Here is an 11,573-nt window from a genome sequence, read left to right on the forward strand (position 1 = left end):
GGGTCGGTCCCGGAGTCCCGGAACCTCCCCGGCTCGTCGGGTTCCCACTGTGTGGGATTCCACGTCCTTTAGGGCGTGCGAGGACATCAATTGTCCCCCTCTTTGACCTCGGAGAGTTCGTCGTAGCGTGCCGATTCGAGCTGGTCGGTCTCCCGGAGCACGAACGGGCCGATCGCCAGCGTTCGTTTGATCACCGTGAGCACTCGCATGACGTAGGCGAGCACCACGGCGAACGGCGAGAGGGTGAACACGTACATCGCACTGGTGAACAGGAAGGCAGCGTCGATGCCGAACACGGTGGTGCCGAACAGTCGCGCGGCGTCGAAGGAAAGCATCATGTACGCGGCGATCGCCAGCGCCGGCATCGCGCCGTAGAGGACGCCCCGCGAGATGTTGATGATCTCCCACTGGACGTAGAGCGTCTTGAAGTGCTCGCGCGCCGGACCGAAAAATCGCAGCGCCTCGATGAGCTCGTCGAAGCTCTCGTCGGCCTCCTCGGAGAGCGAATCGGCGTATTTCGCCCGAAGGTTGCGCGCCGCGTGGATCTTCCAGGAGTAGTTGTAGTTGATCACGGGCAACAGGACATCGAACGAGCCGAAATCGGTATCCTTCAGCTCGTCCGTCACGGATTGGCTGTGGTCCAGCAGCCCGTCGGCGTAGCTCGCGATCTCTTGGAGCTCGTCGTTGCCGTCGGTGACCGTCTCCCTGAGACGGCGTGCGCGCTGGTCGGCCGATTCGATGAGGACCCGCAGGAACCGGGACGGTTCGGCCGGACTCGCCATGATCCCCGTCCGCTCCTCGACGTCGCTGCGGAACTCGGTCACGCTTCGCATCTGTTCGCGCTGCGTGCCGAGCGTGTCGATCTCCTCGGAGAGCACGAACTGCGAGATCGAGAGCACGAGGGTAATGCTCGTGATGAGCGCGATGATGACCGACGAGAACAGCGACGTCACGGCGCTCGTCGTGACGAGTTTCCGCACCGAACTCGGCCCGAACACGTGGAGGACGACGAGTGTCACGTACGCCAACAACAGGAAGACCACCGTGACGAACCAGCGGTTCGCCGTGATGAGAAACCAGATCTTCGCCCGGCTCTCGCCGACGCGTTCGCGCATCGTGTCGGCCGGTCGCGTGACGCTGTCGGCATCGGTCGTCGAATCACTCATCGGCGATTCCTCCACGCTTCAGACGAAGCCAACTGTGTCGAGCGGACATCATAGTAGCGAGTCACCGCCGGTCGTGACGTTCAACTTCTCGATCGTAGTGCCGTTGACCGCATCGCTGGCGACGAGCGTCGCGGTCTCGTTCGCCGGCAGTTCGAGAGAGACGTTCGTCTGGCCGGGATCGATCGCTGCCGTCGAAAAGCTCGTCCCACTCGCCGAGACGACGGTGATCGTCGAGACGTTGCCCGCCGATGGCGAGGCGGTGAGGGTCGCTTTCGCTCGAACGCGCTGGCTCGACCACGATTCGCTCGGCGCGATCCGCTCGAAGACCGCCGAACCGTTCGTGTCGGCCGTGACGGTCGGATCGAGGGTGAGGCAGCCGCCGAACGCCAGGCTACAGACCACGATCGTCGCCACGAAACAGCGCTGCAGGGACCGCCCGTTCACGAGTCCCTCCGGATCGGTACGATCGATCGGGTGGGGACGATCGCCGACGTGTCCGACTCACCCACTGGTATGTTCGATATGGGGCAGTTCATGGTTCAGAGATGCGGGAGGATCGACTCACGTGCGTATAGCGAGCACGGCATGTAATAGTGTCTGCTTTCGCATGCAGGGAGAGTCACCGACACGACTCCTCGCGTCCGGCGTCGCCGTCGAAGCTACCGGGCTCGTGCCGAACGCGCAAGACCCTTGTTCAACTCGCCCAAATTCCGTGTATGAGCCGACGAGAGCCACCCCAAACCGAAGAGGGCTGGTACGTACTCCACGACTTTCGGACCATCGACTGGGACGGCTGGCGGGCGGCCCCCGAACGCGAGCGCGAGCGCGCCATCGAGGAGGGCGTCGACTATCTCCGCGATCACGAGGCGCTCGCAGACGCCGATGTGGGCGGGTCGGCCGTCTTCAGCGTTCTCGGTCACGAGGCCGATCTCATGCTCCTCCACCTCCGGCCCACGATCGCCGATCTCGATACTGCCGAACGCCGGTTCGAGCAAACGGCCTTCGCCGGGTTCACCGAGCAGACCGACTCGTATCTCTCCGTGACCGAAGTGTCGGGCTACATGTCACAGGAGTATTTCGAGGGCGAGGAGGTTCAGGACACGGGGATGGCCAACTACATCGAGTCCCGGCTCGAACCAGACATCCCCGACAGCGAGTACGTCTCCTTCTATCCGATGGACAAGCGCCGCGGGCCCGAGAACAACTGGTACGACCTCCCCTTCGACGAGCGCGCCGACCTGATGAGCGGCCACGGCGACATCGGGCGCGACTACGCGGGTAAGGTCACGCAGATCATCACCGGCTCCGTCGGCCTCGACGACTACGAGTGGGGCGTGACGCTGTTCGCCGACGATCCCGCACAGATCAAGAAACTGCTTTACGAGATGCGCTTCGACCCGTCGAGCTCGCGTTTCGGCGAGTTCGGCCGGTTCCGGTTCGGTCGCCGGTTCCCGCCCGAGGATCTCGGCGCGGTGCTCGCCGGCGAACCCGTCCCGACCGGTGACGATCATCCCCATGCCGGTACGGACACGAGCCACGGCGAGGGGAGTCCACACGGCGATCACGGAGACGAATCGAGTGAGGGTGAAGACGAAAGCGAAACCGTCCGCGACGTGCTCGACGAGGAGGGGATCTACGCGGGCCAGCCCCACGGCGAGGACGTCCACGCGATGGTGCTCTACTCCGAGGCCGATCCTGACGAACTCGCCGACGACGTCTCCGGACTGCGCGGCAACTTCGAGCACTATGATACCCACGTGAAAACGGCCGTCTACGGTAACCCCGATGGTGGAGAGTCGGCGGTCGTCAGCATCTGGGAGACCGCGAGCGCGGCCGAGACCGCCGGCGGCTTCCTCTCCGATCTCCCGGGCATCGTCGCGCGCGGTCGCGGCGACGGCGACGACGGGTTCGGTACGATGGGAATGTTCTACACGACCAAACCCGACCAGCGCGAGGCGTTCGTCGAACGGTTCGGCACCGTCACCGATCTCCTCGCGGAGATGGACGGCCACGACGAGACCGACCTGCTGGTCAACCGCGAGAACGAGAACGACATGTTCATCGCCAGCCGCTGGCGCTCGCGCGAGGACGCGATGGCCTTCTTCCGCAGCGACGAGTTCCGCGAGACGGTCTCCTTCGGCCGCGAAGTGCTCGCCGACCGGCCCCGACACGTGTTCCTCGCCTGATCGGATATCGCGGCCATTCCGACCGAAACGGGCGAAGCGTTTTTGTCCCATCCCCGAGGCTCTGCATCGTGAACGCGCTCCCGGATCTGCTGCGCCTGCTCTCGCTCCCGCTGTTCGGCTGGGCGGCCGTCCGCGACGTTCGGACGCGCCGCGTCCCCAATCGGACGTGGCTGCCGCTGCTCGTGCTCGGGGCGGCGCTGCTGACGTGGGACGTGGCGAGCGTTCTCCGGAGCACGGCGTCGGTCGATGCCGGGATGGTCGTGCTCCGACTCGTCATCAGTCTCGGCGTCGTCGCCCCGCTCGGCGTCCTCTTCTGGCGCGTCGGTGCGTTCGGCGGTGCCGACGCGAAGGCGCTCGCGACGCTCTGTCTGCTCTTTCCGTTCACACCGATCTACCGACCGTTCGATTCGCTGGTGATACCGCTCGCCGAAACCAGCGGCGTCTTCTCGCTGACGGTGCTGACGAACGCGGCGCTCGTCGGTGGAGCGGTGCCGTTCGTCCTGTTCGCCCGCAATGCGCTCGCCGGACGCGTGGGTCTAGTCGCGTTTCTCGGCCGCCCCGTCCGCTGGCGCGAGCTGCCGGAGACACACGGGCGACTCCTCGCGCGTGCGAACGGGCTCGAAGCGGGGCTCGATCTCGACGCACTGCGGATGTATCTCCGCTGGCGCGAGACGACGCTCGAAACGCTCCGAGCGAGCCCCGACCGCTCGCGCGACCCGGCAAGCCTCCCGGCGGAGCGACCCACGCCGGGCGACGGGGCCGTCGGACCGCTCACGGACGGCGGCGAGCGCGTCGATCCGTGGGGCGCGGCAGCGTTTCTCGATGCCGTCGAGGGCAGTGCGTACGGAACGACGCCGGCACGCCTGCGCGCGGCGCTCGATACGCTCGTGCGCCACGAGCGCCTCTGGGTGACGCCCGCCATCCCGTTTCTCGTCCCGCTGTTCGTCGGGCTCTGTCTCGCGCTCGTCTACGGCGACCTGCTGTACGCCGTGCTGGGCGTGTTCGGACTGTTCTGAGGGCAAACACTATGCGTCAGCATGTCGAAACGAGCGCCATGCAGCGGCGCTCGTGGGCCGTCGGTGGCTGTCTCGGTCTCGCGATCGGCTGTGCGACCTACGGCTGGCTCGTCGCCGATGCAGCGCTGGCGGCGACGCTCGCCGGTGTCTATACCGTCGCAACCGGACTCACGCTCGAACACCGCTCGGTCGTCCCGCTGGGGAGCGAACGGGTGGCGGGCTACGATCCGTGGAGCGGCGCGTGGGCGGTCGTCGTCTCGCTCGCGGCGCTGTGCGGCGTGGGGTTCTGGCTCCCGCTCGCGCCGGGGTTGCGGCTCGCGCTCCAGTTGCTCGTCCTCGGCGTCGGGCTGGCCGCCCTCCAGTTCGGGATCGGGCTGGTTCGTTCGCTGCCCGCGGACGAACGACCCGAGAGCGAACGGGTAGGGGTAGACTGAGCCCGTCAGCCGAACAGGCCGGCGAGCCGTGCAGCCAGGCCGCTCGATTCGGGCTCGTCGGATTCCCAGAGCCGGAAGGCGGCAGCGACCTCGGCGTTCTCGCTGGCAACCAGTTCCTCGGTATCGGGTGCGGCGACAAGAAGGTTGATCTCGTAGTGGCCGTGATAGCCGTATTTGAGTAACGTTCGGTCGCTGAAACCGGCGACGAACGCGCGTACCTCGTCGGGGATCCGCGGGGCGACGAGGGCGAAAGTGAACTCCGTGCTGAAGTGTTCCTCGTCGGCGTCGATCCCCGCGCCGAGATCGTGACCGAGCGCGACGAGCGCTTCGAGATCGGCCACGCTCACCCCGTCACAGCGGCGCGCGTACAGCCGTTCGACGGATTCGTGATGGCCGTACGAGAGCGCCGAGTGGAGGAACTGTTTGTGACTTTCGAGCGTGAGCGCGCCGGAGAGCGCGAACGACTCGCCGTGAACCCGCCGGTCGGCGTCGAGATCGTAGTTGAACTGGAGACGCTCGGCGACGCGGGTCAGATACTCGTCGTCGAGGGCGGGCAGGTCGAGGTCCGCCTCGGCGCGGGCGGAGTCAGCATCGTCGCCACCGCGATGGCTCATAGTGGGGCGAGGGGCGAGGCGAACAAAAGTACACGGTCGCTGCCACGCGAACGCTTAAGCAGTCGCTCGACATAGGGGGCGAGCATGGGTGGAACGGACCGCGAGACGTGCGGTCGGTGTGCCATGACGTCCGTGACCGAGATCGCGGCGGAGGGAAAGAGCGACGCGGAGCGCGCGAACGACGACCCGTTCGCCGACGCGCGCATCGAGCTCTCTGAGGACGAACTCCGGCGTGTCTCGCCATCGGCGTGGTTCGCCGGGGCGAAGAACAGACTCGATGGGTTCGTACAGCGACTCACCTACGGACGATAACGAGGAACTCGATGGAAGAGAGTATCTCCGGATTCAAAGAGCGCGGCGGATGGAACGAGATCGTCGAACACGGCGAACGGATCACGCGTGCGCTCGCCGAGTTCGATGCCGACGGCGAGGCGTTCGACGAGTGGGACGAATGGCGGCCGAAAAGCCACGAGCGCCTCGACGAGGACGTCAACGAGAAGACCGCCGAACAGGCATCGATCGAGGAGGGTGAGGGCGAACGCGCCGGCAAGCAGCCGAACGAGGACCTCAAAAGCGCCGGCGAGAAGCTCTCGCAATCCTACGAGAAACTCGACGACACCGACGAGGCGGTCGATTCCTGGAGTGAGTCGCTCGAATACGTCGCCCGCGCGGCCGACTCGGCGGGTCGGAAGGCGATCCGCACCGTCGAGGACACGGTGTACAGAAACGTGATGACGCAGGTCGCACCCTACTACTTCGACAACGACCTCATCAGTGCGAACCTTCAGCGAACCGGCAACGCCCGCGATGGCGACTACGACGGCTACGTCTTCGAGGTCAACGTCAACGACGACGATCTCAAAGAGCGAGTGAGCGAGCGCCTCGCCGAGTACGACGACGAAATCGACCGCTGGCACGTCACGACCGAAAAGCGGACGTCGGTCTCCGAGGCCGTCGAGGGCACCGAAGCGCCGGAGGAGAACTCGACGGCGGACTTCACGACGAACTAGGGTCGTCGTCGACCGCGACGGTCTCGGGTTCGGTCTCCGGCAGCCGATGGACGCGCGCGGTCGTGATACGCGTGTTTTCGACCGCCTCAACCGTGATCTCGACGCCGTCGTAATCGATGCTTTCACCCTCTTCGACGAGCCGGCCGGCCCGGTTGAAGATGAAGCCCGCGATCGTCTCGAACTCCTCGCCCTCCGGCAGTTCGATGTCGAGCGCTTCGTTGACGTCCTCGATGTTGACTTCACCCTGTGCGAGCACCGTGTCCTCGTCGATCGTCTCGACGGGTTCGCGCTCGCCGCCCTCCAGGATCTCGCCGACGATCCTGTCTCTTATACACATCTNGCCAGCCCGCTCAGAGATGTGTATAAGAGACAGGATGAGGTCCTCGATGTCGAGATCGCCCGACTCGCCGTAGTTGAGATCGCGGACGAGATCGCGGATGTGCACGGTGCCGATCACGTTGTCGAGACTGCCCTCACAGACCGGGACGCGCGCGTGACCACTCTGGACACAGGTCTCGATAGCTTCTTCGATGCTCGTGTCGGTCGTGACGGCGGTGACGTCGAGCCGCGGCGTCATCACCTCCTTGGCGATGGTGTTGTTGAACCGGAAGATACGCTGGAGCATCTCGCGTTCGTCCTCGGCGATGACACCCTCGCGCTCGCCCGTCTCGATGATGTCCTGGATCTCGTCGCGGGTCACGTAGGAGGTCTCGATCGCCGACCCGCCACCGGTGATGCGGTTGATCTGGCGGGTGAGATAGTCGAAGACGACGATGAGCGGGAGGAGTCCGTACTCGGCGAGTTTCAGCGGTCGGGCGATCGTCAGCGCCCACGATTCGGTGTTCTCGACGGCGTAGGACTTGGGCACGCTCTCGCCAAACAGCAGGACGAGCGCCGTGATGCCGAACGTCGAGATGGCGACGGCCACGCCCTGTGGGTAGTAGAGCGCGAGCAGCCCCGTCGTGATCGACGTCATGGCGATGTTGACGAGGTTGTTCCCGACCAGGATCGTCACGAGCAGCCGGTGCGGGTTCGATTTGAGTTCGGCCATCGTCGCCGCGCCGGGTGTCCCGTCCTCGACGAGCGCCTCGACGCGGTGGGCGGCCAGCGAGAACATGGCGATCTCCGAGGAGGAGAAGAACGCCGAGAGGACGATGAGGACGACGACGACGGCGACGCCGATGGCGACGAACGTGCCCTCGTCGACCGAAATCCCGAGGACATCGACGGCGAGCGGCGTGGCGAACGGGGCCAACACGAACGCGGGGAGATACATCGACGTGGCGCTCTTGCCCGCCGGCCGGATTAAACGTTCGCATGGTTTTGACATCCTCCCCGCCCTGCTCGCGCCCATACGGGCGCTCGCTGAGGGCGGGGATTCCCGACCGCAGTTGGGATATTAAGGTTCGCGGTTCGGCTCTTGTTCTCGCGGGGCGAACCGGCCCTCGCTACGGTCGAACAGGCGAACCGCTGGCTGTGCCAACCAGCCGTTATCCCTATCCTCTCGCTGAGGATTCGGGAGTACCTTTTGTCTGATATTCTCCGCACCGTTACTGTCGGCATTGGCGACCAGCCCGCATTCGCCGCAGACGTACAATCCGCGCTCGACGCGCTGGCTGTCGTCGGTTCGGCCGCAGGCCGAACACGACTTCGACGTATCCCTTTCGGAAACGGGTTCGACGCTGATACCTTCGGCTTCAGCCTTGTAGTCGAGCATCGTCGTGAAGCGGTCGAACGCCCATCCGTGCAAATCAAGGTTGCCGTGGTCGCCCCAGTCGGCGGTTTCACCGTTGTCGTCCTCGCGGATTCCCGCGAGGTCGCCAACAACGATTGTCCCAACGTCGCGCTCGGCACACTCTGCGACAATCGTTTTTGAGAGCGTATGCAGGAAGTGCGTCCGCCGGTCGGTGCGCTTGCGATCGAGTCGCCGCGCTTCGCGCGACGAACTCTTATCGCATTCCGCACGCTTCTTGGCGAAGTAGTATTCGTCTTCCTTGAGCGCGCCGCCGGGATACAACAGGGATTCACCACCGAACGACACGGCGGCGAAGTTGCATATACCGAGGTCGATTCCGGCAACTTCGTTGCCGGACGACTCTGGCACATCAACCTCGACACGACAGACGATGTGCAATCGCCATTCGCCGTGTTCGTGGACTGCACGCACCTGTTGGACGTTTTCGACGCTCGTTTCGGGCGAACCGATGACATCGTACTCGCAGAGTACGAAGTCGGACCATCCGTCCTTGAGGTTCTTGCCCTTCGAGAGTCGGATACGGTTGTTCGCGGCGTCGTGCTTGAAGCCCGCCGCCTTGAACGTGACCGTCGAACGTGGGTGTTGGTCGCCGCGTTTGCGGTAGCCGGGCGGGTTCGCTTTCGTGTCCCCGTTGTCGCGCTTGCCGTACCAGCCGGTGAACGCTTCACCGAGTTCTTGGAGAACTCGCTGACTGGACTGAGAATGAAGGTCCACGTAGCGTTCGTGACCCTTGAGGTAGGACATGAGCGCGTTAGCGTCGGGAATTTGGCCGCAGGCATCCCAGACACGTTGGACGGTCCACCGCCCAACGTTCCAGAGCTTCGCGGCGGCGAACCCGAGCGAATCGAGATCGGCACGCACTTGCGAGTGGTTCCGAATCCTCGCTCGATAAGTGCGTGTGATCATCGAATCCGCTATACGTAACCTATGTATCCGAACAAACCTAAGTATTCCGATTGTGGAATATCCGGCCGTGCAATGTCCGGCGAATGCCGAACCAAGCTCACGGCGCGTATCCCCACCCTACTCGCGTCTCCGTTCCGACCGATAATCGGAACTCCGGCGCTCGTTGAGGAAGGGGCATCCGCGCTGTATTTTGGGTGATCGAGAACGGTGGGGTAGGCGAAGGTCTTAGGCCGATCTCGCCCCAACCGTCGCCGTGAGCACCACCCGATCGACAGCCACCGAGACGACCGAACCGCTCGTGCTCTACCGGCTGCAGGCCTGCCCGTTCTGCGAGCGCGTCGTCCGCCGGCTGCACGAACTCGACATCGATTACGAATCACGCTTCGTCGAGGCGCGACACTCCGAACGCGACGCCGTCAAACGCGCCTGTGGCAAGCGCACCGTGCCAGCCATCAGCGATCCGAACACCGGCGTGACGATGGCCGAGAGCGCCAATATCGTCGAATATCTCGACGGCACCTACGGGGAGCACGCCTGATGGTCGAGTTCGACGTGGTCGAGCTCGACGCCACCGATCATCCCGCGGCCGGCGATCAGGCACCCGATTTCACCCGCCCGCTCGTCGACGGCGAGCTCTGGACGGACATGTCGCTCTCGACGCTACTGGAGGACGGCCCGCTCGTCCTGCTCTTCCATCCGATGGATGGGGCCTTTCCCGCGACCTACGCGTGGAACGAAATCCGAGAGCGTGGCTGGACCGACGAGATCGCCGTCGTCGGCCTGTCGATCTCGACGCCGTACGCACACAAGCGGCTCATCCAGGAGCGTGAGGTCGACGCCCGACTCTTCTCGGATCCCGGAAACGGCGTCGCCGAGAAATACGACATCGTCAACGATCTCGACGGGATGGCCGGAGTGTCGGAGCCACGACCCGCGGCGTTCGTCGTCGACGGGGACGGAACGATCCAGTACGCGTGGATCGCCGAGGAGTGGCCATCCTTCCCCGACTACGACGCGATCGAGGCGGCCATCGACGAGCTATGACGGACGTTGCGGCTGCCGCCGAGACCGTCCGCGAGGGCGGGCTCGTCGTCTACCCGACCGAGACGGTCTACGGACTCGCTGCCGACGCGCTCGACGCTGACGCCGTCGAACGGGTCTTCGCGGTCAAGGGCCGCTCGCACGAGAAGCCGATCTCGCTGGCCGTGCCAACCGTCGAGGCGGCGCTCGCACACACCGAGCCCACCGAGCGCGAGCAGCGGTTCATGGACGAATTCCTGCCCGGTCCCGTCACCGTGCTCGTCGAGGCGGGGCCGGAAGTGCCGGACGTGCTGACCGCCGGCCGCTCCCGAGTGGGGGTGCGCGTGCCCGACCAGCCGGTGGCGCAGGAACTCCTGGAACAAAGCGGACCGGCAACCTCGACGAGCGCGAACGTGAGCGGGCAGCCGAGCGCGCGACGTGTCGCGGAGATCGGCGAATCGGTACGGACGGCCTGTGGGGCCGTCCTCGACGACGGCGAATGTCCGGGCACCGAGAGCAGCGTCGTCGACGTCTCATCGGGCACGATCCACCGCCGCGGGGCACGGGTCGCGGATATCGAGGCGTGGCTCGACTAACCGAGGCCGAGCAACGAGCGCAACGACCGCGTCTTCACGCCACATTCCTCGCGGTACTCGCAGGACTCACATTTCGAGCGGTCGTCGAGGCGCGGTGGCGGACCGTCGATCGATTCGAGCGTGCGGACCGCCGTCCGATAGGCCGCCTTCCGCCGAGTCGTCAGCGGTACTTCGCGAATCACGCCGTAGGTCGGATATTCGACGAACGCACGCTCGACGGGCGTCTCGCGCTCGTAGGCGAGCGCCTTCGCGGCCGCGACGGCGTGGACGGTCTGGGGCTTCCAGACGCCGTTTTCGGGCGGACTGCCGGCCGAAACGAGCGATGGGACGGGTGTATCGAGCTCCAAAACCTTGTGGGCGATGCCGCGGCAGTCCTTGCCCGTGAGGAGCACGTCGCGGTCGGCAGGATCGCGGAGCTCGTCGAAGGCGTCGAAGCGAGCTTTCGCGCACGAAAGATTTGGTGGTGTCGCAAAGTCCTCTAGACTTTGCCTCTGGTAGCCTCCACTGAGAGGTCACAGCTCATGGTTGTTTTGGTTGATCGACTGAGGAGTTCGTCGAAGAACGTTCGGTAGTGACCTGGATTGGCGTACTTCACGAGTCTGAGTTGAAGCAATGCCTCTAACCCGGCTTCTGTCCAGCGCATCCATTGGTTCTTGCATCGGTTCGCTACCTCTCCCATCGCTCGTTCCACGGGGTTCGAGGTCCACGGTACCTCGAACCCCTCAAGAGCCTGCTCGGCGAACGTCACTATCGACGGCAACCACCGCCGGAGATACCCCGCAGCCTTCCTCGAACCGAACTGTGAGAGTTGCCACGCTGTCTTCTCAATGCGCTTGGTCGTTCGCGCGATCCGTTCGCGGATCGCCGCG

Annotated in this window: 13 protein-coding genes and 2 pseudogenes; 8 read left to right on the plus strand and 7 right to left on the minus strand. The window is 64.9% G+C overall.

Features of this window, described 5'->3' with window-relative positions:
* Positions 1-86: 86 nt before the first annotated feature.
* Both C448_RS00065 and C448_RS00070 read right to left on the minus strand, forming a co-directional pair.
* Positions 87-1,166, minus strand: coding sequence for a hypothetical protein (locus C448_RS00065; protein ID WP_049915988.1), 1,080 nt, complete (start codon positions 1,164-1,166; stop codon positions 87-89).
* A gap of 48 nt (positions 1,167-1,214) precedes the next feature.
* On the minus strand, positions 1,215-1,610 hold the full coding sequence (locus C448_RS00070) for a hypothetical protein (RefSeq protein WP_004050933.1): 396 nt from the start codon (positions 1,608-1,610) through the stop codon (positions 1,215-1,217).
* A 272-nt stretch (positions 1,611-1,882) separates the two neighbouring features.
* On the opposite strand from C448_RS00070, the gene C448_RS00075 reads away from it, so the two are divergent.
* The 3 genes from C448_RS00075 (at position 1,883) to C448_RS00085 (ending at position 4,802) form a co-directional block, all read left to right on the plus strand.
* Positions 1,883-3,352, plus strand: a complete 1,470-nt coding sequence (locus C448_RS00075) for a heme-binding protein (protein ID WP_004050935.1) — start codon at positions 1,883-1,885, stop codon at positions 3,350-3,352.
* A gap of 68 nt (positions 3,353-3,420) precedes the next feature.
* Positions 3,421-4,368: an A24 family peptidase gene (locus C448_RS00080; RefSeq protein WP_004050937.1), complete on the plus strand. Its 948-nt coding sequence runs from the start codon at positions 3,421-3,423 to the stop codon at positions 4,366-4,368.
* A 38-nt stretch (positions 4,369-4,406) separates the two neighbouring features.
* Positions 4,407-4,802, plus strand: coding sequence for a hypothetical protein (locus C448_RS00085; RefSeq protein ID WP_004050939.1), 396 nt, complete (start codon positions 4,407-4,409; stop codon positions 4,800-4,802).
* A gap of 5 nt (positions 4,803-4,807) precedes the next feature.
* Here the strand turns inward: C448_RS00085 and C448_RS00090 are convergent, their stop codons facing one another.
* Positions 4,808-5,416, minus strand: a complete 609-nt coding sequence (locus C448_RS00090; protein ID WP_004050941.1) for a hypothetical protein — start codon at positions 5,414-5,416, stop codon at positions 4,808-4,810.
* A gap of 84 nt (positions 5,417-5,500) precedes the next feature.
* Here C448_RS00090 and C448_RS00095 point away from each other — a divergent pair, with 84 nt between their 5' ends.
* Together C448_RS00095 and C448_RS00100 are read left to right on the plus strand one after the other, a co-directional pair.
* Positions 5,501-5,728, plus strand: a complete 228-nt coding sequence (locus tag C448_RS00095) for a hypothetical protein (protein ID WP_004050944.1) — start codon at positions 5,501-5,503, stop codon at positions 5,726-5,728.
* Between the two features lie 11 nt (positions 5,729-5,739).
* Entirely contained in the window at positions 5,740-6,426 is a 687-nt protein-coding gene (locus C448_RS00100; protein ID WP_004050946.1) for a DUF5828 family protein, read from the plus strand.
* Here the strand turns inward: C448_RS00100 and C448_RS00105 are convergent.
* Both C448_RS00105 and C448_RS00110 read right to left on the minus strand, forming a co-directional pair.
* Entirely contained in the window at positions 6,413-7,702 is a 1,290-nt protein-coding gene (locus tag C448_RS00105; protein WP_004050948.1) for a hemolysin family protein, read from the minus strand. The genes C448_RS00100 and C448_RS00105 overlap by 14 nt on opposite strands.
* A 123-nt stretch (positions 7,703-7,825) precedes the next feature.
* Positions 7,826-9,088 (minus strand): RNA-guided endonuclease InsQ/TnpB family protein, encoded by a 1,263-nt coding sequence (locus C448_RS00110; RefSeq protein ID WP_049915987.1) that lies wholly within the window; start codon positions 9,086-9,088, stop codon positions 7,826-7,828.
* 253 nt (positions 9,089-9,341) lie between these two features.
* Here C448_RS00110 and C448_RS00115 point away from each other — a divergent pair, with 253 nt between their 5' ends.
* From C448_RS00115 to C448_RS00125, 3 genes are read left to right on the plus strand one after another with little or no spacing between them, the layout of a single operon-like run.
* Positions 9,342-9,626: a glutathione S-transferase N-terminal domain-containing protein gene (locus C448_RS00115; protein WP_004050951.1), complete on the plus strand. Its 285-nt coding sequence runs from the start codon at positions 9,342-9,344 to the stop codon at positions 9,624-9,626.
* A complete protein-coding gene (locus C448_RS00120; protein WP_004050952.1) occupies positions 9,626-10,132 on the plus strand; it encodes a redoxin domain-containing protein in 507 nt (168 codons plus the stop codon). Before C448_RS00115 ends, C448_RS00120 begins: the two co-directional genes overlap by 1 nt.
* Positions 10,129-10,704, plus strand: a complete 576-nt coding sequence (locus C448_RS00125; protein ID WP_004050953.1) for an L-threonylcarbamoyladenylate synthase — start codon at positions 10,129-10,131, stop codon at positions 10,702-10,704. The genes C448_RS00120 and C448_RS00125 overlap by 4 nt, the downstream gene beginning before the upstream one ends.
* Here C448_RS00125 and C448_RS00130 read toward each other — a convergent pair.
* Both C448_RS00130 and C448_RS00135 read right to left on the minus strand, forming a co-directional pair.
* A pseudogene (locus C448_RS00130) lies at positions 10,701-11,162 on the minus strand (CRISPR-associated protein Cas4); the annotation flags it as partial. The gene C448_RS00125 and the pseudogene C448_RS00130 sit on opposite strands and share 4 nt — an antisense overlap.
* 20 nt (positions 11,163-11,182) lie before the next feature.
* Positions 11,183-11,573: pseudogene (locus C448_RS00135) on the minus strand (ISH6 family transposase); the annotation flags it as partial.

It is taken from the genome of Halococcus morrhuae DSM 1307, from assembly GCF_000336695.1.
Lineage (GTDB): Archaea > Halobacteriota > Halobacteria > Halobacteriales > Halococcaceae > Halococcus > Halococcus morrhuae.